This is a genomic window from Citrobacter sp. Cpo030 (assembly GCF_030333005.1).
GTDB lineage: Bacteria > Pseudomonadota > Gammaproteobacteria > Enterobacterales > Enterobacteriaceae > Citrobacter > Citrobacter portucalensis.
The window spans coordinates 1-26,072 of the sequence record NZ_JAOWGT010000073.1; the positions used below are offsets into that span (position 1 = coordinate 1).

Sequence of the window (26,072 nt, forward strand, 5' to 3'; positions counted from 1 at the left end):
GATGCTCAGGCCGAGATCCGCCGTCTCCAGAAAGAGCTGAAACGGGTTACCGACGAACGGGACATATTAAAAAAAGCCGCGGCGTACTTCGCAAAGCTGTCCGACTGAGGTACGCCTTTATCCGTGACAACTCCTGTTGCTGGCCTGTTCGCCTGCTCTGTCGGGTGCTGGATGTTCATCCCAGTGGTTTTTACGCCTGGCTTCAGCAGCCGCATTCACAACGCCATCAGGCAGACCTGAGACTGACAGGACAGATTAAACAGTTCTGGCTGGAGTCGGGATGCGTCTATGGTTATCGCAAAATCCATCTGGATCTGCGTGACAGCGGGCAACAGTGCGGAGTAAACAGAGTCTGGAGACTGATGAAACGTGTCGGAATAAAGGCTCAGGTCGGATACCGAAGCCCGCGGGCACGTAAAGGCGAGGCCAGTATCGTGTCACCCAACAGGCTCCAGCGACAGTTCAATCCGGATGCTCCTGATGAGCGTTGGGTAACGGACATAACCTACATCAGGACCCACGAAGGCTGGCTGTATCTTGCCGTTGTTGTTGATCTGTTCTCACGCAAAATTATCGGCTGGTCCATGCAATCCCGGATGACAAAGGACATTGTCCTGAACGCACTGCTGATGGCTGTATGGCGGCGTAATCCCGAAAAACAGGTGCTGGTTCATTCGGATCAGGGCAGTCAGTACACAAGCCATGAGTGGCAGTCGTTCCTGAAATCACACGGCCTGGAGGGTAGCATGAGCCGTCGCGGTAACTGCCATGATAATGCGGTTGCAGAAAGTTTTTTCCAGTTGTTGAAACGTGAACGGATAAAGAAAAAGATCTACGGAACGCGGGAAGAAGCCCGCAGTGATATTTTTGATTACATCGAAATGTTTTATAACAGTAAGCGTCGGCATGGTTCTAGCGAACAGATGTCACCGACAGAATATGAAAACCAGTATTATCAACGGCTCGGAAGTGTCTAGATTATCCGTGGCGATTCAGCCACCGTCATACTGACCAGTTCGTTAAAAAAAATCGCCAGCAGCGTACAAAAAACCAAGCGCTTTTGATTACGTAAACCGATCGTCTTAATCTTTTGCTGGTACATTTTAATGTATTCAGCAAACAGCAAGAAAAAGATGGAGAAGAGAAGACTCAAAATGGCAATGGTGTTAAAGGGCATCAAACCCAGCAAATGGGCGCTAAAAATTAACGTCACATTGATAACAATGAAATCGACCAGTTTTAAAAAGACTGGATATCCCTGGCTGCTAATCTTTAGCGATTTTTTAAGCATATCTCAGCCCATTATTTATTGATCTTTAATTGTTTTTTTCTCATTTCATGTTGCTAATTATATCACAAGTCTAAAAAACGCAATGGCACATTGTCAGTAAATGTAAAAAATAATACTCATTACTGTGACAACCCTCTCCAGTGAAATCGTATCTATATGATTTTAATGCAGTTGATATCAATGGAAGTTTTATCTACCTCAGCAAAAAAGATAACCTTTAACAACATTATCGCTATTGACAGATAACATCTCATGGTCTATGAAAAAGTGTTTTATGTATGATAAATTGCACAAAAGTATTGTTTCAGTGACGTTGAATCACTTTAGCATTACTGTTTAATACAGTAATTAAAATAAAAACAGCTGCCTTAAGACAACATTTCAAATGATATTAATAATACAATTAATTACTTTTTATTATAATTAAACAACAAATATCATCACCATGAATACCTCATACGGTAACGCTTAAAAAGCGTACCTGAACCCTCAGCCCACCTAATGTCTCACTACGCGTTAGCTGAGGATGCGTGCGATGCAGGCGAGCAATATCATTGACCAGCGCCAGGCCGATCCCGGCGCCTGGGACATTGCCTACGTTATCAAGACGATGAAACGGTAGCAGAGCCTGATGAACCATCTGCTCATCTATGCCCGGTCCGCTATCTTCGACCACCAGCACCACGGCCTCTCCTTCTCGTTGCAGTCGGGCGGTCACCATCCCCTGTGACGGCGTGTATTTCAGTGCGTTATCCAGCAGATTCCCACACAGTTCACCGAGCAGCACTTCATCTCCCTCGACCCACACCGCGTCCTGTTCCCCTTCATAGCCCAGATCGATCCCTTTACTACGCGACTGCGCCAGTCGGGTAAAACAGCTGGTTTGCACCACCTCATACAGATTAACCGGCGAGAAATGCCTTTCCCCCTGCTCCTTGCGCTTCACCGCAGACAACTGCAACAGCCTCTCCGTCAGTTGAATGGTATTATCGAGCGTGCTACTCATGGCTTGTAAACTCTCATACCATTGCCGCGGTTCGGTGCTGGCGAGAGCCACCGATGCCTGAGTTTTCAGTACCGCTAACGGCGTTTTGAGCTGATGGGAAGCATCCGCGCTGAAGCGCTCCTGACGAGAGATCAGACCGCGAAGTCGGTCCAGATAACGGTTGAAAGCCACAATCAGCAGACGGGTTTCCGACCATGGCAGCAGTTCCGGCAGCGGCGTCAGCAGGCCTGGCTCACGACGCACCATCAGCGATGAAAGCTGGCGCATCGGGCGCAGCACCCGGCGCAGCAGCCAGCCAACCAGCACCAGCGTCAGCAGCACCAGTAGCCCTTGCGAAACCCACGAGGAAAACAGCAGCTGTCGCGCCAGATAGCGCCGCGATTGCAGCGTTTCGGCAACATAAATCTCCGCCATGCCGACAATGCCGCCTTCGTTGACGGGCTGCAGCAGACGCGCCACGCGGATTGCCTCACCGCGATATTCAGTGTGATAAAACCATGCCAGCGCCGGATAAAGCCGCGTGCGCGAGGTAGCTGGCGGCATCGCCGGTAAATCGTCATAACCAGAGATAACCTTCCCCGTCGGATCAACCACTTTGTAGTACAGTCGGTCATTCATATTCAATTCAAAGCTGTCCAGCACCACCCATGGCACGTTCACTTCCAGCTGTTTATTGCGCACCACCAGCCGCTCGGAAACGGTCCTGGCGGATGAAAGGAGCGTGCGGTCATACGCCTGGGTCGCCGCCTGTAGCGCACTGACATAGCTGTTAAATGCCGACAGACCCCACAGCAACATGAGCGGCAAGCCCAGAAACATCAGCAGTTGCAGGTACAACGATTGGGGTTTAACCCACTTCATCGCTACGCTCCAGCACATAGCCCAGACCACGCAGCGTAGCAATACGCACATCGCTTCCCTGTAGCTTTTTGCGCAAACGATGGATATACAGCTCAATGCTTTCGGGACTAACCTCATCACTCAGGCTGAAGACCTGCTCAAACAACTGCTGACGTGAAACCGGCCGCAACCGACGGTACATCAGCACCGTCAACAGCGCCTGTTCACGTGGTGTGAGCGCCAACGGCTGCCCCTGCAACAGAAAATAGCCTTCATCGTGAAACGCCAGCTCCCCCAGTTGCTGTATGCCTTGCACCTGTCCCGCACTGCGACGCAGCAAGGCCCGCAGCCGGGCATCCAGTTCCTCAATTTCAAACGGTTTTGCCAGATAATCATCGGCTCCGACGTTCAACCCTTTCACCCTATCGGCCACCGCGCTACGCGCCGTCAGCAGCAGGACAGGAAGCGTCTGCCCGCGTTTGCGCAGCCGCTGAACGACTTCCAGACCATCCAGCCCCGGCATATTGATGTCCAGCACCGCCAGCGCATACGTTTCGCTATGTAAAAGATGGTCGGCTGCCAGGCCATCAAACACGCAGTCAACGGCAAAACCGTTTTGCACCAGCGCTTTCTCCAGCCAGTGAGCTAACTCACGGTTATCCTCCGCTAATAAGAGACGCATATCACATCCTGTAAAGTTTCTGCCGCATTGAAAGGGAATTGAAAGGTTAATGTTTTAACAATCACGCAACCGAACTGCTACACATCGGCTCACATAATCACAAAAATCTTCTTCCGTACCCGAAAATCCGGTTTTCCGGCGTGAGGATAAACAATGAAAAAACAGTTACTTCGTACCCTTACTGCAAGCATTTTATTGATGAGTACCTCTGTACTGGCGGAACAAGCGCCATCGCGCACTGAATGTATCGCCCCTGCTAAACCCGGCGGCGGTTTCGATCTCACCTGTAAGTTGATTCAGGTGAGCATGATGGAAACCGGCGCTATCGAAAAACCGATGCGCGTCACCTACATGCCCGGTGGCGTTGGTGCCGTGGCCTATAACGCGATCGTCGCTCAACGCCCGGCTGAAGCGGGAACCGTAGTGGCCTTCTCCGGCGGCTCACTGCTGAACCTGTCACAGGGCAAGTTTGGTCGCTACGGCGTGGATGATGTCCGCTGGCTGGCAAGTGTGGGTACCGACTACGGCATGATTGCCGTACGCCAGGACTCACCGTGGAAAACGCTGAAAGATCTGCTGACGGCCATGGAAAAAGACCCTAACAGCGTGGTCATTGGTGCAGGTGCCTCTATCGGTAGCCAGGACTGGATGAAGTCGGCACTGCTGGCGCAAAAAGCCAATGTCGATCCACACAAGATGCGCTATGTGGCCTTTGAAGGCGGTGGCGAGCCGGTTACCGCACTGATGGGCAATCACGTGCAGGTGGTTTCCGGCGATCTCAGTGAGATGGTGCCTTACCTCAGCGGAGACAAAATCCGCGTGCTCGCGGTGTTCTCTGATGAACGCCTGCCGGGCCAGTTAGCCAACGTGCCAACCGCCAAAGAGCAGGGTTATGACCTCGTGTGGCCTATCATTCGTGGCTTCTACGTTGGGCCAAAAGTCAGCGACGCCGAGTATCAGTGGTGGGTTGATGCCTTTAACAAACTCCAGCAGACCGATGAGTTTAAAAAGCAGCGCGATCTGCGCGGCCTGTTTGAATTCAACATGAGTGGCAAACAGCTCGACGACTACGTGAAAAAGCAGGTCACGGATTATCGTGAGCAGGCGAAAGCCTTCGGTCTGGCGAAGTAAACGCAGAGGCAAAGATGATGAGCGATCGTATTTTCGCAGGTATCTGGCTGTTGCTCTGCATAGCCGGGCTGTTCGTGGCCTGGCAAATCAGCAGCGAATACAGCTATGAACCCGTAGGGCCGCGTCCCTTCCCGCTTGGCATTATCGGTCTGATGTTGGTCTGTGCCGTGGCGCTGCTGTTGCGCCATCCGGACACCATCAGTTGGCCCCGTCGCCACGTGCTGCAAAAGCTGCTGACGATGGTAATTGTTCTGTTGATGTACGCCTGGGGTTTTGAGTGGCTCGGTTTTCCCATCGCCACCGCCATTCTCACCGTGGTGATCGGCATGTTGTTCGGCGCAACTATCCCTGCTGCGGGTATTTCCGGCGCGGTGCTCGGCATTCTGCTGTGGTATGCCTTTGACCGACTGCTTGACGTCACCTTACCACTCGGCGCCTGGCTGGGTTAACGGAGAAACGATGGATACCTGGATTTATCTTTCTCAGGGTTTCGCGGTGGCAATGACACCGGAAAACCTGGTCATCGCCTTGATAGGCTGTTTTGTCGGCACCATTGTGGGTTTGCTGCCCGGCCTTGGACCGATCAACGGCGTGGCGATCCTGCTGCCGCTGGCCTTTGCTTTGCATCTGCCCGCAGAATCCGCGCTAATCCTGCTGGCTACAGTCTACATAGGCTGTGAATATGGCGGGCGCATCTCCTCCATCCTGTTGAATGTTCCCGGCGATGCGGCGGCGATTATGACCGCGCTGGATGGTTACCCTATGGCGCAGCAAGGACGCGGTGGCGTGGCGCTCTCTATCTCGGCGGTCAGCTCTTTCTTTGGTTCGCTTATCGCCATCGGCGGCATCATTCTGTTTGCCCCGGCGTTAGCCCAATGGTCGCTGGCCTTCGGTCCGGCGGAATACTTTGCCTTAATGGTTTTCGCCATTGCCTGTCTCGGCAGCATGATGGCGCAAAATCCGCTGAAATCATTTCTGGCAGCGCTTATCGGTCTCGGACTTGCGACCGTCGGCGTAGACGCCAACACCGGGGTTTATCGCTTTACTTTTGACAGTGTCCATCTCTCTGACGGTGTGCAGTTTATCGTGGTGGTGATTGGGCTGTTCTCTGTCTCTGAAATATTGTTAATGCTGGAACATACCAGCAGTGGCCAGACGCTGGTGCGTAAAACGGGCCGCATGTTGTTCAACGCCAAAGAAGGCGCACAGTGCGTAGGGGCCACCCTGCGTTCATCAGTGATTGGCTTTTTCGTCGGCGTTCTGCCTGGCGCTGGCGCCACCATTGCCAGTGCCATCACCTACATGACCGAGAAAAAGCTCAGCGGCAACAGCGACAGCTTTGGCAAGGGGGATATTCGCGGCGTTGCGGCGCCAGAAGCCGCCAACAACGCCTCGGCCTGCGGCTCTTTTATTCCGATGCTGACGCTCGGCGTGCCGGGCTCCGGTACCACGGCGGTGATGATGGGCGCGCTAACGCTGTACAACATCACCCCGGGTCCAGCCATGTTTACCGAGCAGCCGGATATCGTTTGGGGGCTGATTGCAGCGCTGCTGATTGCTAACGTAATGCTGCTGGTGATGAACATTCCACTGATCGGTCTGTTTACCCGCATGCTGACCATCCCGCTGTGGTTTTTGGTACCGGCTATCGCGGCAGTTTCCGCAGTTGGCGTGTACGCCGTTCACAGCACCACCTTCGATTTGGTATTGATGGTCGCCCTCGGCGTGCTGGGCTACATCCTGCGTAAAATGCACTTCCCAATGTCGCCATTGATTCTGGGCTTCGTTCTCGGGGAAATGCTGGAGCAGAACCTGCGCCGGGCGTTGTCTATCAGTAACGGCAGTATGGATATTCTGTGGGCCAGCGGCGTGGCGAAAGTGCTGCTGGTGATGGCGGTACTGGTTATCGTGGTCCCGCCAGTGCTGCGCATGATCCGTAAACGCAACAGCAAACCGCAGGTGGATATCGGCTAACAAATTGCCGGATGGCGGCGCTATTGCGCCCTATCCGGCCTACAATTTGGCTCGGTTGTAGGCCGGATAAGCGCAACGCCATCCGGCATTTTCATCTTCAGCGCAAACTTCGCGTTCCTTCCAGCAGGTGCTCAACAAACCGTGTCAGCTTAGGCAACGGACGCAAATCCTGTCGCCACAGCAAATGAATTGGCCGCGGCTGCGGCGTAAACCCTTCCAGGATCCGAATCAATTTCCCCGTAGCCAGTTCTTGCGCCAGCAGCACCTCAGGTTGCAATAACAGCCCAGCCCCCGCTACCGCCGCCATACGCAGGCCATGACCATCGTTACAACGCAGGATCGCATCGCGCTTCCATCTGACCTCCCCCGTCACGCCAGGCAGTATCCACTCGTTGCGAGCCGTCCACACGGTATGGGACAGGCACAGATGATCCACCAGATCCGCGGGCGTCCGGGGGGTGCCATGGCGGGCAAGATAATCTGGCGAAGCACAAATTGCCATACGGTAGGGACACAGGTATTTCGCCACCACGTCTGTCTGATGGATATCGCCAATGCGGATCGCCAGATCGACACCTTCATTCACCAGATCAACCATCCGGTTGGTGAGATCCAGTTCAATGCGCACCTCTGGCCAGGTCTGTAAAAACGCAGCGGCCAGCGGCGAGATCACGCAAGCGCCAAAAGAAGTGGGCGCGCTAATTCGCAGCGTCCCCGCCGGTGCCAGCCGCAGACGCTCTACCGAACGTTCGGCTATCGATACCTGCTCCAGCACACGACGGGCTTCTTCAAAATAGACGCGTCCGGCATCGGTCAGACTCTGGCGGCGCGTATTGCGCTCCAGCAAACGCGTGCCGAGCTGCGCTTCCAGTTGGGTGATATATTTTCCCACCATCACCGCAGACATCTCGAGCCTCGTCGCCGCAGAAGTAAAGCTCCCACTCTCCACCACGGCGACAAACGTTTCCATGCCGCGCAGTTTATCCATATTACAAACCCCTGGTTAGTAATCATCTAACTTTTAGCCAGTTTATCTGATTTCATTTTCATTAAAGAATAGCGGCTCACACTATTGCGGAGGTGGTTATGAAAATCGTCATTATTGGTGCCAGTGGTACAGTGGGTCGCGCAGTTACAGAAGCATTGAGCCGTAAACATGAGGTGGTCCGCGTGGGTCGCACTCAGGGGGATTACCAGGTCGATATCACCTCGCAGGAGAGTGTCGAGGCCTTGTTTGAAAAAGTCGGTCGGGTAAATGCGATCGTTTCCGCCACCGGCAATCTGTTCTTTGGGCCGCTGTCGACAATGACCGACCAGGACTTTAACCAGGGGCTTCAGGATAAACTATTAGGCCAGATTCGTCTGGCATTAACCGGGCAGCATTTCCTGAATGATGGCGGCTCGATAACGTTAATTAGCGGCATTATCGCCCACGAACCCATCGCACAGGGGACAAACGCCGCAACGATCAATGCCGGGCTGGAAGGATTTGTTCGCGCCGCTGCCTGTGAGCTAGGCCATGGTCAACGCATTAACCTGATAAGTCCAACCGTGCTGAGTGAATCCGCCGAAGCGTACGACAGTTTCTTCCCGGGCTTTGAAAGCGTCCCCGCCGCCACCGTCGCCAACGCCTATCGCCGCAGTGTGGAAGGCATCCAGACCGGGCGTATTTATAAAGTCGGTTACTGACTTTGCCGCTGCCGTTGACTCATCACCAACGGCAGCGTGATTAACCCACTGTTTTAAAATACTTTATCTTTTCCCTCGCATTAACCCACACCCTTCATAATGTTAAATAATTGTTGCTTTTGATCACAAATAATAAACAAACAAGCTCGTTCTGTGCGCGTTTTTCAAAAATGTAGATATTTTTAATTTATGGCTACGAAACGAGCTGCGCCATATCTCCCTGACAATCTACTGAGAGGAACGATTTGATGAACGCACTGACTGCCGTAAAACCGAATGCTGAAGATCCTGCCCAGCACTACAGCGGTTTCACGCTGAAACCATCAGCCCAATCCCCACGCCTGCTGGAGCTGACTTTTTCTGCTGAGACCACTGAGCAATTTCTGCAGGTCGTCGCGCAGTGGCCGGTTCAGGCGCTGGAATACAAATCCTTCTTGCGCTTCAAAGTGGGCAAGATCCTCGACGACCTGTGCGGCAATCAGTTACAGCCCCTGCTGCTGAAAACCCTGCTCGATCGTGCCGAAGGCGCACTGCTAATCAATGCCGTTGGCGTAGACGACGTGGCGCAGGCGGAAGAGATGGTCAAGCTGGCAACGGCGGTAGCGCACCTCATCGGACGCTCTAATTTTGATGCGATGAGCGGTCAATATTACGCTCGTTTTGTGGTGAAAAACGTCGATAACTCAGACAGCTATCTGCGCCAGCCTCACCGAGTGATGGAATTGCACAACGACGGAACCTACCTCGAAGAAATCACCGATTACGTGCTGATGATGAAGATCGACGAGCAGAACATGACCGGCGGTAACTCGCTGCTACTGCACCTCGACGACTGGGAGCATCTGGAGCAGTACTTTACCCATCCTCTGGCGCGTCGCGCCATGCGCTTTGCCGCACCGCCAAGCAAAAACGTCAGTCAGGAAGTGTTCCATCCGGTATTTGACGTTGACCAGCAGGGCCGCCCGGTAATGCGCTACATCGACCAGTTCGTCCAGCCAAAAGACTATGAAGAAGGCGTCTGGCTGAGTGACCTGTCCGATGCGCTGGAAACCAGCAAGAGCATTATTTCCGTTCCGGTTTCAGTAGGTAAATTCCTGCTGATCAACAACCTGTTCTGGCTGCACGGGCGCGATCGTTTCACTTCGCATCCGGACTTGCGCCGCGAACTGATGCGCCAGCGTGGTTATTTTGCGTACGCGACAAACCACTACCAGACCCATCAGTAAGCGCGAAGGAAAAGCGGATGTATGATTTTGTGATTATTGGCGGCGGCATTATCGGCATGTCGACCGCCATGCAATTGATTGATGTCTATCCGGACGCCAAAATCGCGCTACTGGAAAAAGAGCCCGGCCCGGCCTGCCACCAGACGGGCCATAACAGCGGCGTCATTCACGCCGGGGTCTATTACACCCCCGGCAGCCTGAAGGCTCAGTTTTGCCTGGCCGGAAATCGCGCCACAAAAGCCTTTTGCGACCAAAACGGTATCCGCTACGACGTCTGCGGAAAAATGCTGGTTGCCACCTCCGCTCTGGAAATGGAGCGCATGCGCGCGCTTTGGGATCGCACCGCCGCTAACGGTCTGGAGCGCGAATGGCTGAATGCGCAGGAACTTCGCGAGCGTGAACCCAATATCACCGGACTGGGCGGCATTTTTGTCCCGTCGAGCGGGATTGTCAGCTACCGCGAAGTCACCGCCGCGATGGCGAAGATTTTCCAGGCCAAAGGCGGGGAGATTATTTACAACGCCGAGGTCAGCGCGCTGAGAGAGCACGCTGCGGGCGTGATTGTCCACACCCGTCAGGGCCAGGAATATGAAGGCGCGACGCTGATCAGCTGTTCTGGCCTGATGGCGGACCGACTGGTGAAAATGCTCGGCGTTGAACCAGGCTTTATCATCTGTCCGTTCCGGGGCGAATATTTCCGCCTGGCGCCAGAACATAACCAGATAGTTAACCATCTGATCTACCCCATCCCCGACCCGGCGATGCCGTTTCTCGGTGTTCATTTAACCCGGATGATTGACGGCAGCGTCACCGTAGGCCCCAACGCGGTACTGGCATTTAAACGCGAAGGCTACCGTAAGCGTGACTTTTCGCTCAGCGATACGCTGGAGATCCTCGGTTCTTCCGGTATTCGCCGCGTGCTGCAAAACAACCTGCGCTCAGGGCTTGGTGAAATGAAGAATTCGCTGTGCAAAAGCGGTTATCTGCGGCTGGTACAAAAGTACTGCCCGAGCCTGACGCTTAAGGATCTGCAACCGTGGCCTGCGGGCGTGCGGGCACAGGCGGTATCACCTGATGGCAAGCTTATCGACGATTTTCTGTTTGTCACCACGCCACGCTCAATTCACACCTGTAACGCCCCTTCTCCGGCGGCAACGTCGGCGATCCCTATCGGCGCACATATTGTCAGCAAAGTTCATGCGCTGCTGGAGAACCAGAGTAATCCCGGACGCACGCTGCGTGCGGCACGTAGCGTGGAGACATTACACGCCGCATTTACCCGTTAAACCGATTAAGACAGGAAGCAATCATGCAACTTAACGATCCAACCTTATTTCGCCAGCAGGCACTGATCGACGGCAACTGGCGTGACGCCAACAGCGGTGAGACCATCGCGGTAACCAATCCCGCCAACGGTCAGCAATTGGGTAGCGTACCTAAAATGGGGGCAGATGAAACCCGCGAAGCGATTAACGCCGCTAACCGCGCTCTGCCGGCCTGGCGTGCGCTGACCGCCAAAGAGCGAGCCAATATCCTGCGCCGCTGGTTCAACCTGATGATTGAGCATCAGGACGATCTCGCCCGCCTGATGACCCTGGAACAGGGTAAACCGCTGGCGGAGGCCAAAGGCGAAATCACCTATGCCGCCTCATTTATTGAGTGGTTTGCCGAAGAGGGCAAACGCATCTATGGCGATACGATCCCTGGTCATCAGGCCGATAAGCGTCTGATCGTCATCAAGCAGCCGATCGGCGTTACCGCCGCGATTACGCCGTGGAACTTCCCCTCAGCGATGATCACCCGTAAAGCCGGTCCGGCGCTGGCAGCTGGCTGTACGATGGTGCTTAAACCCGCCAGCCAGACCCCTTACTCCGCACTGGCGCTGGCAGAACTGGCTAATCGCGCCGGGATCCCGGCAGGCGTTTTCAGCGTAGTGACCGGTTCTGCAAGCGAGGTTGGTAACGAGCTGACCGGCAACCCGCTGGTGCGCAAGCTGTCATTTACCGGCTCGACCGAAATCGGCCGTCAGTTAATGCAGCAGTGCGCCAAAGACATCAAAAAAGTATCGCTGGAGCTGGGCGGCAATGCGCCGTTTATCGTCTTTGACGATGCCGATCTTGATAAAGCCGTGGAAGGCGCGCTGGCATCGAAGTTCCGTAACGCTGGTCAAACCTGCGTCTGCGCCAACCGCCTGTACGTGCAGGACGGCGTGTATGAGCGCTTTGCTGAAAAACTCCAGCAGGCGGTGAGCAAGCTGCATCTCGGCGATGGTCTGCAACCTGACGTCACCACCGGACCGCTGATCGACGATAAAGCGGTTGCCAAAGTGCAGGAACACATCGCCGACGCTCTGGATAAAGGCGCGCGCATTATCGCGGGCGGTAAACCTCACGCGCTCGGCGGTAACTTCTTCCAGCCCACCATCCTGGTGGATGTGCCAGATAACGCGAAGGTCGCCAAAGAAGAAACGTTCGGCCCGCTGGCTCCGCTGTTTCGTTTTAAAGACGAAGCTGACGTCATCGCTCAGGCCAACGACACCGAGTTTGGTCTGGCCGCCTATTTCTACGCCCGTGATTTAAGCCGCGTCTTCCGCGTTGGCGAAGCGCTGGAGTACGGCATCGTCGGGATTAACACCGGCATTATCTCCAACGAAGTCGCCCCGTTTGGGGGGATAAAAGCCTCCGGTCTTGGCCGTGAAGGATCGAAATACGGCATCGAAGACTACTTAGAAATCAAATATATGTGCATCGGCCTTTAATAAAACAAATACTGGAGAACACCTGATGAGCACCAACAAAGAACTTATGCAACGTCGCAGCAACGCCGTTCCCCGTGGCGTAGGCCAGATCCACCCTATTTTTGCCGAGCGTGCAGAAAACTGTCGGGTTTGGGACGTTGAAGGCCGTGAATTCCTCGACTTTGCTGGCGGTATCGCGGTGCTGAACACCGGCCACCTGCACCCGCAGATCGTCTCTGCGGTAGAAGCGCAGTTGAAAAAGCTGTCTCATACCTGTTTCCAGGTGCTGGCCTATGAGCCGTACCTGGAGCTGTGTGAAATCATGAACAAGAAAGTGCCGGGTGATTTCGCCAAGAAAACCCTGCTGGTGACCACCGGTTCTGAAGCGGTAGAAAACGCGGTGAAAATCGCCCGCGCCGCCACCAAACGCACCGGCACGATCGCTTTCAGCGGCGCTTACCACGGTCGTACCCACTACACCCTGTCGCTGACCGGGAAAGTCAATCCGTACTCCGCCGGAATGGGGCTGATGCCAGGCCATGTGTATCGCGCGCTTTATCCTTGTCCGCTGCACGGCATCAGTGACGACGATGCTATCGCCAGCATTCACCGCATTTTCAAAAACGATGCCGCGCCAGAAGACGTCGCCGCCATCGTGATTGAACCCGTTCAAGGCGAAGGCGGTTTTTACGCGGCCTCTCCTTCCTTTATGCAACGACTGCGCGCCATTTGTGACGAACACGGGATCATGCTGATTGCCGATGAAGTACAGAGCGGTGCGGGCCGTACCGGTACGCTGTTTGCCATGGAGCAGATGGGCGTTGCACCCGATCTCACCACCTTCGCCAAATCCATCGCCGGAGGCTTCCCGCTGGCGGGCGTGACCGGACGCGCCGAAGTCATGGACGCAATCCCACCGGGCGGTCTGGGCGGTACCTATGCAGGTAACCCAATTGCCTGTGCCGCCGCGCTGGCGGTACTGAACATTTTCGAGCAGGAAAATCTGCTGCAAAAAGCCAACGAGCTGGGACAAACCCTGCGCGAAGGCCTGCTGGCTATCGCGGAAACCCATCGCGAGATTGGCGACGTACGCGGGCTGGGCGCGATGATTGCTATCGAACTGTTCGAAGATGGCGATCACACGAAACCAGACGCCAAACTGACTGCGGAAGTGGTGACGCGTGCACGCGAGAAAGGGCTGATCCTGCTCTCCTGCGGACCTTACTACAACGTGCTGCGCATTCTTGTCCCGCTGACCATTGAAGATGCGCAAATCCGCCAGGGGCTGGACATTATCGCCCAGTGTTTTGCCGAGGCAAAACAGGGTTAAACCCCCGAATAAAAACGGGAAATTGTAGGCCGGATAAAGCGTAAGCGCTGCCATCCGGCAATGTTGTGATGCCCGGTGGCGCTACGCTTACCGGGCCTACGGGTAAGGTGCAGGAAGCGACGTCAATAACAATAACGAGGTTTAAAGATGGGGCAAGTGTCACAATCACATGATTTAGGGGGCGGGCTGAAATCACGCCACGTCACCATGCTGTCTATTGCCGGGGTAATCGGCGCAAGTTTGTTCGTCGGTTCAAGCGTGGCGATTGCAGAAGCCGGTCCCGCAGTATTATTAGCCTATCTGTTCGCCGGATTGCTGGTGGTGATGATTATGCGCATGCTGGCCGAAATGGCCGTTGCCACCCCGGATACCGGTTCTTTTTCCACTTACGCCGATAAGGCCATCGGCCCGTGGGCGGGTTACACCATCGGCTGGTTGTACTGGTGGTTCTGGGTGTTGGTTATCCCGCTGGAGGCGAATATTGCCGCCATCATTCTGCACTCCTGGGTACCGGGCATTCCTATCTGGCTGTTTTCTCTGGTTATCACGCTGGCGTTAACCGGCAGTAACTTGCTGAGCGTTAAAAATTACGGTGAATTCGAGTTCTGGCTGGCGCTGTGCAAAGTGGTTGCCATTCTGGCGTTTATTACCCTCGGTGCGGCGGCGATTAGCGGTTTCTACCCTTATGCCGAAGTTAGCGGAGTTTCACGCCTGTGGGATCAGGGCGGCTTTATGCCCAACGGTTTTGGCGCCGTGATCAGCGCGATGTTAATCACCATGTTCTCCTTTATGGGCGCGGAGATAGTTACCATCGCCGCCGCCGAATCCGATACCCCGGATAAACATATCGTTCGCGCCACCAACTCGGTTATCTGGCGTATCTCTATCTTCTATCTGTGCTCTATTTTTGTGGTGGTGGCGCTGATCCCGTGGAACATGCCGGGACTGAAAGAAGTGGGTTCTTACCGCTCGGTACTGGAGCTACTGCATATCCCGCACGCGAAATTGATCATGGACTGCGTCATTTTGCTTTCGGTGACCAGCTGTCTTAACTCCGCGCTGTATACATCCTCGCGCATGCTCTACTCCCTGAGCCGCCGTGGCGATGCCCCCGCCTTTATGGGTAAAACGAACCGCAGCAAAACGCCTTATGTGGCGGTGCTACTGTCGACAGGTGCCGCGTTCCTCACCGTCATCGTCAATTATTACGCCCCGGCCAAGGTATTTAAATTCCTGATCGACAGTTCCGGCGCCATCGCGCTGCTGGTCTATCTGGTCATTGCCGTTTCTCAACTGCGGATGCGCAAAATCCTGCTGGCGCGAGGCGGTGAAATTAAACTGAAAATGTGGCTCTATCCGTGGCTTACCTGGCTGGTCATCGCGTTTATTATCTTTGTGCTGGTGGTCATGCTGTTTCGCCCGGCACAACAGCTGGAAGTTATCTCTACCGGGTTGTTAGCCATAGGAATTATTTGCACCGTGCCCATTATGTCGCGCTGGAAAAAACTGCTATCGTGGCAAAAAGCACCATTGCAAAATACGCATTAAACCTGTTCCCGGCGCAGGCCGGGAAATCCTTTCAGGAGTATGACCATGACCGCCATTCCCCAACCGACGGCCATTGATGGATACCGCTGGCTGAAGAACGACATCATCCGCGGTGTGTATCAGCCTGATGAAAAACTGCGTATGAGCCTGCTAACCTCACGCTATGAGCTAGGTGTGGGACCGCTGCGCGAAGCGCTTTCGCAGTTAGTTGCCGAGCGGTTAGTGACGGTGGTTAATCAGAAAGGGTATCGTGTCGCCCCGATGTCAGAGCAGGAGTTGCTCGATATTTTCGATGCCCGCGCCAATATGGAAGCCATGTTGGTCGCACTGGCCATTGAACGCGGCGACGACGCCTGGGAAGCTGAAATTCTGGCGCGCGCACATATGCTCAGTAAGCTTGAAGCCATTGACGCCAGCGAACAGATGCTCGACGAGTGGGATCAACGCCATCAGGCGTTTCACTCGGCGATTGTCGCCGGCTGTGGTTCACAATATCTGCTGCAAATGCGTGAACGGCTGTTCTCTCTGGCGGCGCGCTACCGGTTTATCTGGCTGCGTAAAACGGTGCTGTCGGTTGAAATGCTGGAAGACAAACACGATCAGCACAAGACGCTAACCGAAGCGATTCTGGCACGTGATGCCGCGCGCGCCAGCGAATTAATGCGCCAGCACTTGCTGACGCCGATTCCGATTATTCAACAGGCTATGTCCGGCAAATTGTTGGCGCAATAAGCCTGAATCACATTACTGTTCCGGAATACGTAATACCTGCCCAGGATAGATTTTATCCGGGCTTTTCAGCATTGGTTTATTCGCTTCAAATATCTGGTTATACAGGTTGGCATTACCGTAAACCTGTTTGGCAATAGCGCTCAGGGTATCCCCAGATTTCACGGTATAAAACTGGCTTTCGCTCGCGGGTGCAGAGGTTTTAACCTGATCATCTACGCTGGCAATACCGGAGATATTACCAATCGCGATCAGAATTTTTTCTTTCGCTTCCTGACTTAATCCATCACCAGAAACAGTGGCTTTGCCTTCGTTAATTTGCACGTCCACTTTATCTGCATCAGGGATGCCGGTTTTGTTCAGGTGTTCCTGCACTTTTTTTGCCAGATCGGCTGTGTCATGGTTTCCAGTGACCGCATCCCACAGTTTTTCACCCGCATCTTTTACAAAATTGAAGAGTCCCATATCCACCTCGGTAATTAACAATCAACACCCAAAAGTGTAGCAGAGGAGAAAGGGGCACAAAGAAAACGGCGCCAAAGCGCCGTAGTAGAAAGGAATTAGTTACGCGTCTGTATCCAGAAGGCGTGGATCAAACCAGGGATGTAGCCCAGCAGCGTCAGAACGATATTGAGGATAAATGCCCAGCCGAACCCCTTCCCCAGCAGCACGCCAAGCGGGGGCAGAATAATAGTAAAAACGATTCTCCAGAAACCCATACATACTCCCTACAAGCAAAAAATTAATCATTGTTTAAAAAGAGATTTTATCTCTAAGCGTAGCCATTCTACCCAACTCTGCCAGCATTCCGCGGCTGTTTTACCCTCCTTTACGCTCTTTACGCTGGCGTACGTTGGTTGTTTATTTTAGAATATACTTAATTTAGATTATGCTTAAATACATATGACTGAACTTGAACAACTCCAGGCCAGCGCTGAACAGGCTGCCGCCCTGCTAAAAGCGATGAGTAACCCGAAACGGTTGCTGATTTTGTGCATGCTCTGTGGTTCACCCGGTACCAGCGCGGGTGAGTTAGCCCGTGTTACCGGCCTTAGCCCTTCCGCCACATCCCAGCATCTGGCGCGTATGCGTGAAGAAGGTCTGATAGAAAGCCAGCGCGATGCTCAGCGCATCCTCTACTCCATTAAAAATGCGGCTGTGAATTCGTTGATCGCCACATTAAAAACACTGTATTGCCCATAAGGAGCCATCATGACTATTGGGATGATTTCCCCACGCGAGGCGCAGACACTGGTCGCGCAGGGTGCAAAACTGATTGATATCCGCGATGCTGACGAGTATCTGCACGAGCATATTCCTGAGGCACATCTGGCGCCATTACCCGCGCTTGAGCAGGGATCGCTGCCAGCGAATTTACGCGCCGAGCAGGTGATTTTTCACTGCCAGTCAGGCAAACGTACACAAAATGCGGCAACAAAACTGAGCGCCATCGCCGCACCCGCGCAGGTCTGGTTGCTGGAAGGTGGAATTGACGGCTGGAAAGCCGCAGGGTTGCCGGTGGCGAAAGACAGTTCACAACCGTTACCGCTGATGCGTCAGGTGCAGATAGCCGCAGGCAGCCTTGCCCTACTCGGCGTTATTCTGGGCTATAGCGTTAGCAGCGCCTTCTTCCTGCTGAGCGGTTTTGTCGGCGCCGGGCTGATTCTCGCTGGCATGACCGGCTTTTGCGGTATGGCGCGATTACTGGACATCATGCCCTGGAACCGACGTACTCATTAAGCGGTAATCATTGAAACAGCACTGTACCCGCCGGTTGACGTGATCTATGGTGAGTTCTGCGATAAATGATAAATAAAGGAGCGCAACAATATGTTTAAACCTGGCGATCTGGTTCAACCGCGTATGGGCGGTCCAAAACTGAAGGTTGTTGAAGTCAATGACGATCAAATTGTGGCGGTACAAGCCAGTAATGAAAGCGGTGATAAATTCACGCTGAAAGCAGCTGATGTCACGCGATATACCGAAGAGGGTGATTTCGGCGTTTGCTGAAAATAAGCGGTGAGGATCTCCTCACCGCCTTCGCAATTAGATCAAAAAGTCATCAAGAGATTTACCGGCAGCCAGCGCCTGGGCAATTGGCTTCGGTGTGCGACCTTGCCCGGTCCATGTTTTCGTTTCACCATTGAGATCGATAAAACGATATTTCGCCGGGCGCGGTTGGCGTTTTTTAACTGAACGTGCCGTCGCAGGTGTTATGCTCAGCAGCTCCTCCGGGCTGATCCCGTCTGCCTGCATCTGCGCCAGCAAGGCATTAATTTTTGCCTGCTGTTCTGCACGTTGGCGCTGTAGCTGTTCTTCTTCATCGCGCCGTTCTTTGGTCACTACCCTGAATTTTTCAAGCATATCTTCCAGTACATCAACGGAAAATTCACGAGCCATTGCGCGCAGCGAGCGGATATTATTTAAGTTTTTTAACATTGAACTCATATTAACAAAACCTCTTTAACGTAAAACATAAAAACGGTATTACGCTAAATATTGTATGCAACTGATTATTATATTTCCAGTCTAATTTATTCGTTTATCATTAAACAAATAGCCAACTCTGATATTTATAGCATCCATTCTGCTATCGCCCAGACAATATATTCTATTACCCTGATTGCAGCTTTGAATATACCTGCAAGGTATCTCAGCGCGCCACTTAAGAAACAAGCCACAGCATCTCGTGGAACCAACGAGTATACATATTGCACATCAGTCAACATTCAGAAAAGGAGCGCAAAAAATTCAGAAAAACAAGCAACAATAACTCTTTGATCTAAAAAGACTTTAATTAATACAGCAACGAAAATACCAAAACGAACAAAAAACAAACCATTGCAGAGCATTTTATCGACAAAAAGACAATAAATAAAAATTTTCAGCTAGTTGCTAGTTATTATCCAGGCAGATATCCTATTAAAACGCGAAAGCAGCAAGACAAATCACTAGCAGTTAAGGTATTCAAAACCTTTTTTCCCCTTTTTACAAGGAGCATTAACATGTTCTCTCCGCAGTCACGCTTGCGTCATGCAGTAGCAGACACGTTCGCGATGGTTGTTTATTGTTCTGTCGTGAACATGTTGATCGAAATATTCCTTTCTGGAATGAGCTTCGAACAGTCGCTGTATTCCAGATTAGTCGCTATCCCTGTCAACATACTGATCGCGTGGCCATACGGCATGTATCGTGATTTGTTCATGCGCGCGGCCCGTAAAGCCACGCAGGCAGGATGGGCAAAAAATCTGGCGGATGTGCTGGCTTATGTCACCTTCCAGTCGCCGGTGTATGTGATTATTCTGCTGACGGTTGGCGCAGACTGGCATCAGATTACAGCTGCAGTAAGTTCGAACATCGTGGTGTCAATGCTGATGGGCGCTGTCTATGGCTACTTTCTTGATTATTGCCGCCGCTTGTTTAAGGTCAGCAGCTATCATCAGGCTAAAGCCTGACACGCTTCTTCGCGACTGGCACTGCCAGTCGCGTTATTAGTTAGAATTAACGTCGCCAAACAGCCCGCTCAGATAACGTTCAAGCGCAATACGCGAGCTAAAGCCGTGCGGAATACCATAATGCTCATGAGTCTCTCCGGCTAAATACAGCGGGAATTGCTGGTAATGATCGCAAGTTTTAATATCCGTTGCCGGTTCCGCCAGCGAAGAGCTACGTTCTTTCAACGTGGGATGGATAATTAATGCGGTACGCCCCATGCGAGCTTCACGATTAACATACACATAATTTTCGCCACGCCGATAGCCGTACGTTTTCTGCGTCACTACATCAACGGTAAAGCCCACTTTTTCAAGTACGCGCGCCACCTCATCAGGTCGTAAATACATATTATTTTCCTCGTTATCTTTTACTGCGGGCTTACCTTACCTGATTCAGCATTAACAACGCTTTCAGAAAAGTCCATAAACGAGTGAACACGATGAGATGAATATCTTAAGAACCGTACAGATTTATGTCAGCGCCAACCTCAGTTGGTAGGCCGCCTGTTGCGCCATTTCCGCCGAGCTGATATTGGTAAATGACAGCAATATTCCACCCTTTCCTTCTGACGTTATTCGCCAGCGGCTTAGCGCCTGAACCGCTAACCCGGCCTGATTCGCTTTGCGCACCAGCGCAATATCATCTCCGTCTACACTCATCACCAGTTGAATCCCACCTTCCTGAGGAATGACGCTAAACCCTTGTTCAGTCAGGGCGTTTTCCATCCATTGTCGTCGTTCGGCATAATGCTGTCGCATACGTTTTAAGTGCCGCCAGAAGTGGCCATCTTGCATAAAATCTGCCAGCGTTTGCTGCCATAAAACCGGAACGCTACAGGCCGTTAGCGCCGCCTGCTGACGAAAATATTCGACCTGAGTCGGAGGCACCACCAGCCACGCCGTGCGCAAAGCCGGAAACATCGATTTACTGAACGTTCCGGCATAAATCACCCGCTGAGGCGCATCCAGACTTTTTAGCGGCGGCAACGGCTTACCGTGGTAACGAAATTCACTGTCATAGTCATCTTCGATTACCCACGCCTGCGCGCGAGTCGCCCACTCCAGCAACTGGTGGCGACGGTCCAAAGACAGTGCTACCCCCAGTGGGCTTTGATGTGCGGGAGTGAGCAGCACAAAACACGCCTGCGGGTAGTCGCGGATCCCGGCGCTGACATCCAGACCATCGGCATCCACCGCTACCGGCATCAACTCAATGCGTTCCTGAGCCACTACGGGCCGGATCAGCGGAAAACCGGGATCTTCGACCCACATTCCCTCACCGGGATGCGCCAGAGCACGCAGGATTAACGTCATTGATGCCGCATAGCCTGAAGTGATAAAAATCTGCTCTGGCTGACATTCAATGCTGCGTGAAACGCGCAGGTAATCAACAATTGCCTGGCGTAACACCCGTTCGCCACACACATCGCCCACCGCCAGATCAAAACGCGTTTGGGTACGTAAACGCCGTCCCATCACCCGCGCCCAGACCTCGCGTGGAAAAAGATCGAGTGCGGGTAATCCCATCTGAAAAGGTTGCGGTCTGGGATTTTCTCCGGCGAAGATGGCAGGCGATGCAGGCGCCCTTTCTGGTCGCAGTTGCTCACTGACAAACGTTCCTGCCTGCCCACGCCGCGCGAGCCAGCCCTGCGCCACCAGCTCTGCATAGGCATTTTCCACCGTCGAGCGTGATACTCCCAGCTCCTGGGCCCAGGTCCTGCTGGAGGGCAATCTGGTACCGGGCTTGAGTTCACCTTTCTCAATTGCGTTTTTTAACTGACGGGCGATTTGCTGATAACGTGGCATTTATGGTCTGCTTTTTTGGCAACAATATGGCTCTCTGTTGCAGTCCATTATAGTGCTACAGTGCGGGTCATCCAAACGAGGAGAAATACCATGACAATGTTACGCCAGCCCTATTACGAACTCAGTCCTGAAATCTATAACGCTCTGGTTCAGGCAAGCCAAGCGCTGGAAAACTGCGCGCTGGAACCTACGTTGACGGAACTGATTTACCTGCGGGTCTCGCAAATCAACGGCTGCGCCTTTTGTCTGGAAATGCACAGTAAAGCACTGCGCAAATCCGGTGTTGCGCAGGCCAAACTGGACGCACTGGCAGGCTGGCGGGTGAGTCACCACTTCAGCGAGCAGGAACGTGCGGCGCTGGCGTGGGCCGAATCGGTCACCCAGATTGCCACTACTCACGCCGAAGATGACGTTTATCTGCCGCTGCTAGACCATTTCAGCGCGAAAGAGATTAGTGACCTGACATTTGCCATTAGCCTGATGAACTGCTTCAACCGCCTGGCGGTGGGGATGCGCATGTGATTCTGCGCTGCCGGATGGCGGCATAATGCCTTATCCGGCCTACGTTGTGCTCTCCTGTTGCCCGTAGGCCCGATAAGCTTAGCGCCATCGGGCAATTTATAATCACCCGTTAGCCTTCCCCCGCCACGCTCATCACCCAGCTCATCATCAATCTAGAATTCCCATATCTTGTATGGTTGAATCTTTTTAAAACTACATCTAGTATCTTCCCTATCAGGACACACACAACCCGACGCCCTCTATCGCGCCGATCCTTTATTTTTAAATGGAAATACGAATCATGCGCATTATTATTTACACTCGCAATAACTGTGTTCAGTGCCACGCCACCAAACGGGCAATGGAAAGCCGTGGTTTTGACTTTGAGATGGTAAACGTCGATTTACAACCCGATTTGGCTGATAGCCTGCGCGATCAAGGGTTTCGCCAGCTACCGGTCGTGGTCGCGGGTGAAACCAGTTGGTCAGGGTTTCGCCCGGACATGATCAACCGTCTGCATCCGGAACACCGTGTGGCCAGCGCATGAGTCAGCTCGTCTACTTCTCCAGCAGCTCCGAAAATACGCACCGCTTTATTCAGCGTCTGGGGCTGCCTGCCATCCGCATTCCGCTTAACGAACGCGAGCGGATCCGGGTAGACGAACCTTACATATTAATCGTGCCGTCCTACGGTGGCGGCGGCACTGCTGGCGCGGTCCCAAGACAGGTGATCCGCTTTTTAAACGATACGCACAACCGGGCGTTAATCCGTGGAGTGATCGCCTCCGGCAATCGTAATTTCGGTGACGCCTACGGTCGCGCGGGTGATGTCATCTCACAAAAATGCGGCGTGCCGTGGCTCTATCGCTTTGAGCTGATGGGCACCCAAAGCGATATCGACAACGTTCGAAAAGGAGTGAGCGAATTTTGGCAACGACAACCGCAGAACGTGTAATGCAGCCAACGCTGGATTATCACGCCCTGAACGCCATGCTGAATCTGTACGATAAAGCCGGGCGCATTCAGTTCGACAAAGACCATCAGGCGGTGGAGGCTTTCTTTGCCTCCCACGTCCGCCCAAACTCGATGGCGTTTGCCAGCCAGCAGGAGCGCCTGGAAACGTTGGTGGATGAAGGCTATTACGATGCCAGCGTGTTAGCCCGCTACGATCGCGCGTTCGTGCTGAAGCTATTCAACCACGCCCACGCCAGCGGATTCCGTTTCCAGACGTTCCTCGGCGCATGGAAGTTCTACACCAGCTATACGCTGAAAACGTTCGACGGTAAGCGCTATCTCGAAGACTTTGAGGATCGGGTCACAATGGTGGCGCTCACGCTGGCGCAGGGCGATGAAACGCTCGCGATGCAGCTGACCGATGAAATGCTTTCCGGGCGCTTTCAGCCCGCCACACCAACCTTTTTAAACTGCGGAAAACAGCAACGCGGTGAGCTGGTCTCCTGCTTCCTGTTGCGTATTGAAGACAACATGGAGTCTATTGGTCGGGCGGTCAACTCCGCACTTCAGCTCTCCAAACGCGGCGGCGGCGTGGCATTTTTACTCTCCAACCTGCGCGAGGCAGGAGCGCCCATAAAGCGCATTGAGAACCAGTCATCTGGGGTGATACCGGTAATGAAAATGCTGGAAGATGCGTTTTCTTATGCGAATCAACTCGGGGCACGTCAGGGTGCGGGGGCGGTGTATCTGCACGCACACCATCCGGATATTTTACGTTTTCTCGATACCAAGCGCGAAAACGCCGACGAGAAAATCCGCATCAAAACGCTCTCGCTTGGCGTGGTGATCCCGGATGTTACCTTTCAACTGGCGAAAGAAAATGCCCGAATGGCGCTGTTCTCACCGTATGACGTGGAACGGATTTACGGCAAACCGTTCGGTGATATCGCCGTGAGTGAGCGGTATGACGAACTGGTTGCCGACGAACGTGTGCGCAAAAAATTCATTAACGCCCGCGATTTCTTCCAGCGGCTGGCCGAGATCCAGTTTGAGTCTGGCTATCCTTACATCATGTTTGAAGATACGGTGAATCGCGCCAATCCGATTGCCGGTCGGATCAATATGAGCAACCTGTGCTCGGAGATTTTGCAGGTTAACAGTGCCTCTACCTACGATGAAAATCTCAATTACGCACAGACCGGGCACGATATTTCCTGCAATCTCGGCTCGTTAAACATTGCCCATACCATGGATTCACCCGACTTTGGTCGTACCGTGGAAACGGCGGTTCGTGGCTTAACCGCCGTTTCGGACATGAGCCATATCCGCAGCGTGCCCTCGATTGAGACCGGAAACAGCGCGTCGCACGCAATTGGTCTTGGGCAGATGAATCTGCACGGGTATCTGGCGCGGGAGGGGATCGCCTACGGTTCGCCGGAAGGGCTGGATTTCACCAATCTCTATTTCTACACCATCACCTGGCATGCGCTGAATACGTCAATGAAGATCGCCCGCGAGCGCGGTCAAACCTTTGCCGGATTCAAACAGTCGCGCTACGCCAGCGGCGAATATTTTAACCAGTATCTGCAGGGCGACTGGCAGCCAAAAACCGACAAGGTTCGCACGCTGTTTGCCGCCAGCGGCATTACGCTGCCGACGCGCGAGATGTGGTCACAGCTGCGTGAAGATGTGATGCGCTACGGCATTTATAACCAGAATTTACAGGCGGTTCCCCCCACCGGTTCTATCTCCTACATCAATCATGCCACGTCAAGCATTCACCCGATCGTGTCGAAAGTGGAGATTCGCAAAGAGGGCAAAACCGGGCGCGTTTACTACCCTGCCCCGTTTATGACCAATGAGAATCTGGCCTTGTATCAGGATGCCTATGAGATCGGTCCACAAAAAATCATTGATACCTACGCAGAAGCAACACGCCATGTCGATCAGGGGCTTTCACTGACGCTCTTTTTCCCCGATACCGCCACCACGCGCGATATCAACAAAGCGCAGATTTACGCCTGGCGTAAGGGCATCAAATCCCTGTACTACATCCGACTACGCCAGTTGGCGCTGGAAGGCACCGAAATAGAAGGCTGCGTGTCATGCGCGCTGTAAGGAGGAGAAAATGACATTATCCCGCGTGAGCGCCATCAACTGGAACAAGATTGAGGATGATAAAGATCTTGAGGTATGGAACCGTCTGACCAGTAACTTCTGGCTCCCGGAAAAGGTCCCGCTCTCCAATGACATTCCGGCCTGGCAAACGTTGAACGCCGCCGAACAGCAGCTAACAATCCGCGTTTTTACCGGGCTGACGCTGCTCGACACCATTCAGAATGTTGCCGGAGCACCAGCGTTAATGGCTGATTCGTTAACACCGCATGAAGAGGCGGTGCTGTCGAATATCAGCTTTATGGAGGCGGTGCACGCCCGTTCATACAGCTCTATTTTCTCCACCCTTTGCCAGACCAAAGATGTGGATGCAGCTTACGCCTGGAGTGAAGAAAATACCCCACTCCAGCGCAAGGCGCAGATCGTTTTGGCACATTACGCCAGCGACGAACCGTTGAAGAAGAAAATTGCCAGCGTGTTTCTGGAATCCTTCCTGTTCTATTCCGGCTTCTGGTTACCGATGTATTTTTCCAGCCGCGGAAAATTGACCAATACAGCCGATCTTATTCGCCTGATTATTCGTGATGAGGCCGTTCATGGGTATTACATTGGTTATAAATATCAAAAAGGTCTGGAGCATATTTCCGAGTCCGCACGCGAGGAGTTAAAGAACTTTGCCTTCGATCTGCTGATGGAATTGTATGATAACGAAGCGCGCTATACGGAAGAATTGTATGCAGAAACAGGCTGGGTGGATGACGTCAAAGCCTTCCTTTGCTACAACGCCAATAAGGCATTGATGAATTTGGGGTATGAGGCGCTATTTCCACCTGAAATGGCGGAGGTTAACCCGGCAATCCTTGCCGCGCTGTCGCCCAACGCTGACGAAAACCACGATTTCTTCTCGGGTTCTGGCTCATCCTATGTGATGGGAAAAGCGGTCGAAACCGAAGACGACGACTGGAATTTCTAGCAATCAATTCTGCGGGAAATACCGTACATTTTTCGCGGAAATATTTT

At 53.1% G+C, this 26,072-nt stretch carries 27 protein-coding genes and 2 pseudogenes; 20 read left to right on the plus strand and 9 right to left on the minus strand.

Annotation, left to right across the window (positions count from 1 at the left end; translation table 11 throughout):
* Positions 1-977: pseudogene (locus OGY37_RS18760) on the plus strand (IS3 family transposase); the annotation flags it as partial.
* Positions 978-991: 14 nt separating this feature from the next.
* Here OGY37_RS18760 and OGY37_RS18765 read toward each other — a convergent pair.
* From OGY37_RS18765 to tctD, 3 genes and pseudogenes are all read right to left on the minus strand, one after another.
* A pseudogene (locus tag OGY37_RS18765) lies at positions 992-1,291 on the minus strand (undecaprenyl-phosphate glucose phosphotransferase); the annotation flags it as partial.
* 454 nt (positions 1,292-1,745) lie between these two features.
* Positions 1,746-3,158 (minus strand): sensor histidine kinase, encoded by a 1,413-nt coding sequence (locus OGY37_RS18770; RefSeq protein WP_286621537.1) that lies wholly within the window; start codon positions 3,156-3,158, stop codon positions 1,746-1,748.
* Positions 3,145-3,819, minus strand: a complete 675-nt coding sequence (gene tctD, locus OGY37_RS18775) for a transcriptional regulator TctD (RefSeq protein WP_003826032.1) — start codon at positions 3,817-3,819, stop codon at positions 3,145-3,147. The genes OGY37_RS18770 and tctD overlap by 14 nt, the downstream gene beginning before the upstream one ends.
* 153 nt (positions 3,820-3,972) lie before the next feature.
* On the opposite strand from tctD, the gene OGY37_RS18780 reads away from it, so the two are divergent.
* Genes OGY37_RS18780 through OGY37_RS18790 form a run of 3 tightly spaced genes read left to right on the plus strand, consistent with a single transcriptional unit; the run spans position 3,973 to position 6,924 of the window.
* On the plus strand, positions 3,973-4,950 hold the full coding sequence (locus tag OGY37_RS18780; RefSeq protein ID WP_003826029.1) for a Bug family tripartite tricarboxylate transporter substrate binding protein: 978 nt from the start codon (positions 3,973-3,975) through the stop codon (positions 4,948-4,950).
* A 14-nt stretch (positions 4,951-4,964) separates the two neighbouring features.
* Complete coding sequence (locus OGY37_RS18785; RefSeq protein ID WP_100247225.1) at positions 4,965-5,399, plus strand: tripartite tricarboxylate transporter TctB family protein; 435 nt, start codon at positions 4,965-4,967, stop codon at positions 5,397-5,399.
* Between the two features lie 10 nt (positions 5,400-5,409).
* Positions 5,410-6,924 (plus strand): tripartite tricarboxylate transporter permease, encoded by a 1,515-nt coding sequence (locus OGY37_RS18790; protein WP_003826025.1) that lies wholly within the window; start codon positions 5,410-5,412, stop codon positions 6,922-6,924.
* A gap of 97 nt (positions 6,925-7,021) precedes the next feature.
* On the opposite strand, the gene OGY37_RS18795 is transcribed toward OGY37_RS18790, so the two are convergent.
* A complete protein-coding gene (locus OGY37_RS18795; protein ID WP_003826023.1) occupies positions 7,022-7,912 on the minus strand; it encodes a LysR substrate-binding domain-containing protein in 891 nt (296 codons plus the stop codon).
* A gap of 98 nt (positions 7,913-8,010) precedes the next feature.
* On the opposite strand from OGY37_RS18795, the gene OGY37_RS18800 reads away from it, so the two are divergent.
* From OGY37_RS18800 to csiR, 7 genes are all read left to right on the plus strand, one after another.
* Positions 8,011-8,613: a short chain dehydrogenase gene (locus OGY37_RS18800; protein ID WP_353622296.1), complete on the plus strand. Its 603-nt coding sequence runs from the start codon at positions 8,011-8,013 to the stop codon at positions 8,611-8,613.
* A gap of 248 nt (positions 8,614-8,861) precedes the next feature.
* Positions 8,862-9,839 (plus strand): glutarate dioxygenase GlaH, encoded by a 978-nt coding sequence (gene glaH, locus OGY37_RS18805; RefSeq protein ID WP_286621542.1) that lies wholly within the window; start codon positions 8,862-8,864, stop codon positions 9,837-9,839.
* A 17-nt stretch (positions 9,840-9,856) separates the two neighbouring features.
* Entirely contained in the window at positions 9,857-11,125 is a 1,269-nt protein-coding gene (lhgD, locus tag OGY37_RS18810) for an L-2-hydroxyglutarate dehydrogenase (RefSeq protein WP_284969062.1), read from the plus strand.
* 23 nt (positions 11,126-11,148) lie between these two features.
* A complete protein-coding gene (gene gabD, locus OGY37_RS18815) occupies positions 11,149-12,597 on the plus strand; it encodes an NADP-dependent succinate-semialdehyde dehydrogenase (RefSeq protein WP_286621544.1) in 1,449 nt (482 codons plus the stop codon).
* Positions 12,598-12,622: 25 nt separating this feature from the next.
* Positions 12,623-13,906 (plus strand): 4-aminobutyrate--2-oxoglutarate transaminase, encoded by a 1,284-nt coding sequence (gene gabT / locus OGY37_RS18820; protein WP_286621546.1) that lies wholly within the window; start codon positions 12,623-12,625, stop codon positions 13,904-13,906.
* Between the two features lie 147 nt (positions 13,907-14,053).
* Positions 14,054-15,454: a GABA permease gene (gabP, locus tag OGY37_RS18825; protein WP_032944690.1), complete on the plus strand. Its 1,401-nt coding sequence runs from the start codon at positions 14,054-14,056 to the stop codon at positions 15,452-15,454.
* Positions 15,455-15,499: 45 nt separating this feature from the next.
* Positions 15,500-16,186, plus strand: coding sequence for a DNA-binding transcriptional regulator CsiR (gene csiR, locus OGY37_RS18830; RefSeq protein WP_123268097.1), 687 nt, complete (start codon positions 15,500-15,502; stop codon positions 16,184-16,186).
* 12 nt (positions 16,187-16,198) lie between these two features.
* Here csiR and lysM read toward each other — a convergent pair whose 3' ends face one another.
* Complete coding sequence (gene lysM / locus OGY37_RS18835) at positions 16,199-16,648, minus strand: peptidoglycan-binding protein LysM (protein WP_003037241.1); 450 nt, start codon at positions 16,646-16,648, stop codon at positions 16,199-16,201.
* Positions 16,649-16,743: 95 nt separating this feature from the next.
* Complete coding sequence (locus OGY37_RS18840; RefSeq protein WP_003037242.1) at positions 16,744-16,902, minus strand: YqaE/Pmp3 family membrane protein; 159 nt, start codon at positions 16,900-16,902, stop codon at positions 16,744-16,746.
* Between the two features lie 184 nt (positions 16,903-17,086).
* Between OGY37_RS18840 and OGY37_RS18845 the strand changes: the two genes are divergently transcribed.
* The 3 genes from OGY37_RS18845 to OGY37_RS18855 all read left to right on the plus strand — a co-directional run bounded on the left by OGY37_RS18845 (position 17,087) and on the right by OGY37_RS18855 (position 18,193).
* The gene (locus tag OGY37_RS18845; protein ID WP_003037247.1) at positions 17,087-17,386 is read left to right on the plus strand and encodes an ArsR/SmtB family transcription factor; all 300 of its coding nucleotides are present in this window, start codon (positions 17,087-17,089) and stop codon (positions 17,384-17,386) included.
* A 9-nt stretch (positions 17,387-17,395) separates the two neighbouring features.
* Positions 17,396-17,923 (plus strand): rhodanese family protein, encoded by a 528-nt coding sequence (locus tag OGY37_RS18850; RefSeq protein WP_003826001.1) that lies wholly within the window; start codon positions 17,396-17,398, stop codon positions 17,921-17,923.
* A 90-nt stretch (positions 17,924-18,013) separates the two neighbouring features.
* Complete coding sequence (locus OGY37_RS18855) at positions 18,014-18,193, plus strand: GDFGVC terminal motif YodC-like protein (protein ID WP_003825999.1); 180 nt, start codon at positions 18,014-18,016, stop codon at positions 18,191-18,193.
* A gap of 36 nt (positions 18,194-18,229) precedes the next feature.
* Here OGY37_RS18855 and stpA read toward each other — a convergent pair whose 3' ends face one another.
* Complete coding sequence (gene stpA / locus OGY37_RS18860) at positions 18,230-18,631, minus strand: DNA-binding protein StpA (protein WP_008785604.1); 402 nt, start codon at positions 18,629-18,631, stop codon at positions 18,230-18,232.
* A gap of 557 nt (positions 18,632-19,188) precedes the next feature.
* On the opposite strand from stpA, the gene alaE reads away from it, so the two are divergent.
* Complete coding sequence (gene alaE / locus OGY37_RS18865; RefSeq protein ID WP_003037259.1) at positions 19,189-19,638, plus strand: L-alanine exporter AlaE; 450 nt, start codon at positions 19,189-19,191, stop codon at positions 19,636-19,638.
* A gap of 36 nt (positions 19,639-19,674) precedes the next feature.
* On the opposite strand, the gene OGY37_RS18870 is transcribed toward alaE, so the two are convergent.
* Positions 19,675-20,025 (minus strand): DUF2002 family protein, encoded by a 351-nt coding sequence (locus OGY37_RS18870; protein WP_003037262.1) that lies wholly within the window; start codon positions 20,023-20,025, stop codon positions 19,675-19,677.
* A gap of 123 nt (positions 20,026-20,148) precedes the next feature.
* Entirely contained in the window at positions 20,149-21,483 is a 1,335-nt protein-coding gene (pdxR, locus tag OGY37_RS18875) for a MocR-like pyridoxine biosynthesis transcription factor PdxR (RefSeq protein WP_286621548.1), read from the minus strand.
* A gap of 90 nt (positions 21,484-21,573) precedes the next feature.
* Here pdxR and OGY37_RS18880 point away from each other — a divergent pair, with 90 nt between their 5' ends.
* The 5 genes from OGY37_RS18880 (at position 21,574) to nrdF (ending at position 26,025) form a co-directional block, all read left to right on the plus strand.
* Complete coding sequence (locus OGY37_RS18880; RefSeq protein ID WP_003825991.1) at positions 21,574-22,005, plus strand: carboxymuconolactone decarboxylase family protein; 432 nt, start codon at positions 21,574-21,576, stop codon at positions 22,003-22,005.
* 280 nt (positions 22,006-22,285) lie between these two features.
* Entirely contained in the window at positions 22,286-22,531 is a 246-nt protein-coding gene (gene nrdH, locus OGY37_RS18885) for a glutaredoxin-like protein NrdH (RefSeq protein ID WP_048236625.1), read from the plus strand.
* Complete coding sequence (gene nrdI, locus OGY37_RS18890; RefSeq protein ID WP_286621550.1) at positions 22,528-22,938, plus strand: class Ib ribonucleoside-diphosphate reductase assembly flavoprotein NrdI; 411 nt, start codon at positions 22,528-22,530, stop codon at positions 22,936-22,938. Before nrdH ends, nrdI begins: the two co-directional genes overlap by 4 nt.
* Positions 22,911-25,055 (plus strand): class 1b ribonucleoside-diphosphate reductase subunit alpha, encoded by a 2,145-nt coding sequence (gene nrdE, locus OGY37_RS18895; protein ID WP_193134568.1) that lies wholly within the window; start codon positions 22,911-22,913, stop codon positions 25,053-25,055. The genes nrdI and nrdE overlap by 28 nt, the downstream gene beginning before the upstream one ends.
* A gap of 10 nt (positions 25,056-25,065) precedes the next feature.
* Entirely contained in the window at positions 25,066-26,025 is a 960-nt protein-coding gene (nrdF, locus tag OGY37_RS18900) for a class 1b ribonucleoside-diphosphate reductase subunit beta (protein WP_063940983.1), read from the plus strand.
* Positions 26,026-26,072 lie beyond the last annotated feature (47 nt).

Excerpts from the sequence above, each read along its gene's own strand:
- glaH (WP_286621542.1), top strand. The coding sequence starts at position 8,862 with ATGAACGCACTGACTGCCGTAAAACCGAATGCTGAAGATCCTGCCCAG.
- csiR (WP_123268097.1), top strand. The coding sequence starts at position 15,500 with ATGACCGCCATTCCCCAACCGACGGCCATTGATGGATACCGCTGGCTG.
- OGY37_RS18840 (WP_003037242.1), bottom strand. The coding sequence starts at position 16,902 with ATGGGTTTCTGGAGAATCGTTTTTACTATTATTCTGCCCCCGCTTGGC.
- pdxR (WP_286621548.1), bottom strand. The coding sequence starts at position 21,483 with ATGCCACGTTATCAGCAAATCGCCCGTCAGTTAAAAAACGCAATTGAG.
- nrdH (WP_048236625.1), top strand. The coding sequence starts at position 22,286 with ATGCGCATTATTATTTACACTCGCAATAACTGTGTTCAGTGCCACGCC.
- OGY37_RS18800 (WP_353622296.1), top strand. The coding sequence starts at position 8,011 with ATGAAAATCGTCATTATTGGTGCCAGTGGTACAGTGGGTCGCGCAGTT.
- lhgD (WP_284969062.1), top strand. The coding sequence starts at position 9,857 with ATGTATGATTTTGTGATTATTGGCGGCGGCATTATCGGCATGTCGACC.
- alaE (WP_003037259.1), top strand. The coding sequence starts at position 19,189 with ATGTTCTCTCCGCAGTCACGCTTGCGTCATGCAGTAGCAGACACGTTC.
- OGY37_RS18795 (WP_003826023.1), bottom strand. The coding sequence starts at position 7,912 with ATGGATAAACTGCGCGGCATGGAAACGTTTGTCGCCGTGGTGGAGAGT.
- OGY37_RS18855 (WP_003825999.1), top strand. The coding sequence starts at position 18,014 with ATGTTTAAACCTGGCGATCTGGTTCAACCGCGTATGGGCGGTCCAAAA.
- OGY37_RS18880 (WP_003825991.1), top strand. The coding sequence starts at position 21,574 with ATGACAATGTTACGCCAGCCCTATTACGAACTCAGTCCTGAAATCTAT.
- OGY37_RS18845 (WP_003037247.1), top strand. The coding sequence starts at position 17,087 with ATGACTGAACTTGAACAACTCCAGGCCAGCGCTGAACAGGCTGCCGCC.
- OGY37_RS18850 (WP_003826001.1), top strand. The coding sequence starts at position 17,396 with ATGACTATTGGGATGATTTCCCCACGCGAGGCGCAGACACTGGTCGCG.
- nrdF (WP_063940983.1), top strand. The coding sequence starts at position 25,066 with ATGACATTATCCCGCGTGAGCGCCATCAACTGGAACAAGATTGAGGAT.
- OGY37_RS18790 (WP_003826025.1), top strand. The coding sequence starts at position 5,410 with ATGGATACCTGGATTTATCTTTCTCAGGGTTTCGCGGTGGCAATGACA.
- OGY37_RS18780 (WP_003826029.1), top strand. The coding sequence starts at position 3,973 with ATGAAAAAACAGTTACTTCGTACCCTTACTGCAAGCATTTTATTGATG.
- OGY37_RS18770 (WP_286621537.1), bottom strand. The coding sequence starts at position 3,158 with ATGAAGTGGGTTAAACCCCAATCGTTGTACCTGCAACTGCTGATGTTT.
- lysM (WP_003037241.1), bottom strand. The coding sequence starts at position 16,648 with ATGGGACTCTTCAATTTTGTAAAAGATGCGGGTGAAAAACTGTGGGAT.
- tctD (WP_003826032.1), bottom strand. The coding sequence starts at position 3,819 with ATGCGTCTCTTATTAGCGGAGGATAACCGTGAGTTAGCTCACTGGCTG.
- stpA (WP_008785604.1), bottom strand. The coding sequence starts at position 18,631 with ATGAGTTCAATGTTAAAAAACTTAAATAATATCCGCTCGCTGCGCGCA.
- OGY37_RS18870 (WP_003037262.1), bottom strand. The coding sequence starts at position 20,025 with ATGTATTTACGACCTGATGAGGTGGCGCGCGTACTTGAAAAAGTGGGC.
- gabP (WP_032944690.1), top strand. The coding sequence starts at position 14,054 with ATGGGGCAAGTGTCACAATCACATGATTTAGGGGGCGGGCTGAAATCA.
- nrdI (WP_286621550.1), top strand. The coding sequence starts at position 22,528 with ATGAGTCAGCTCGTCTACTTCTCCAGCAGCTCCGAAAATACGCACCGC.
- gabD (WP_286621544.1), top strand. The coding sequence starts at position 11,149 with ATGCAACTTAACGATCCAACCTTATTTCGCCAGCAGGCACTGATCGAC.
- OGY37_RS18785 (WP_100247225.1), top strand. The coding sequence starts at position 4,965 with ATGATGAGCGATCGTATTTTCGCAGGTATCTGGCTGTTGCTCTGCATA.
- gabT (WP_286621546.1), top strand. The coding sequence starts at position 12,623 with ATGAGCACCAACAAAGAACTTATGCAACGTCGCAGCAACGCCGTTCCC.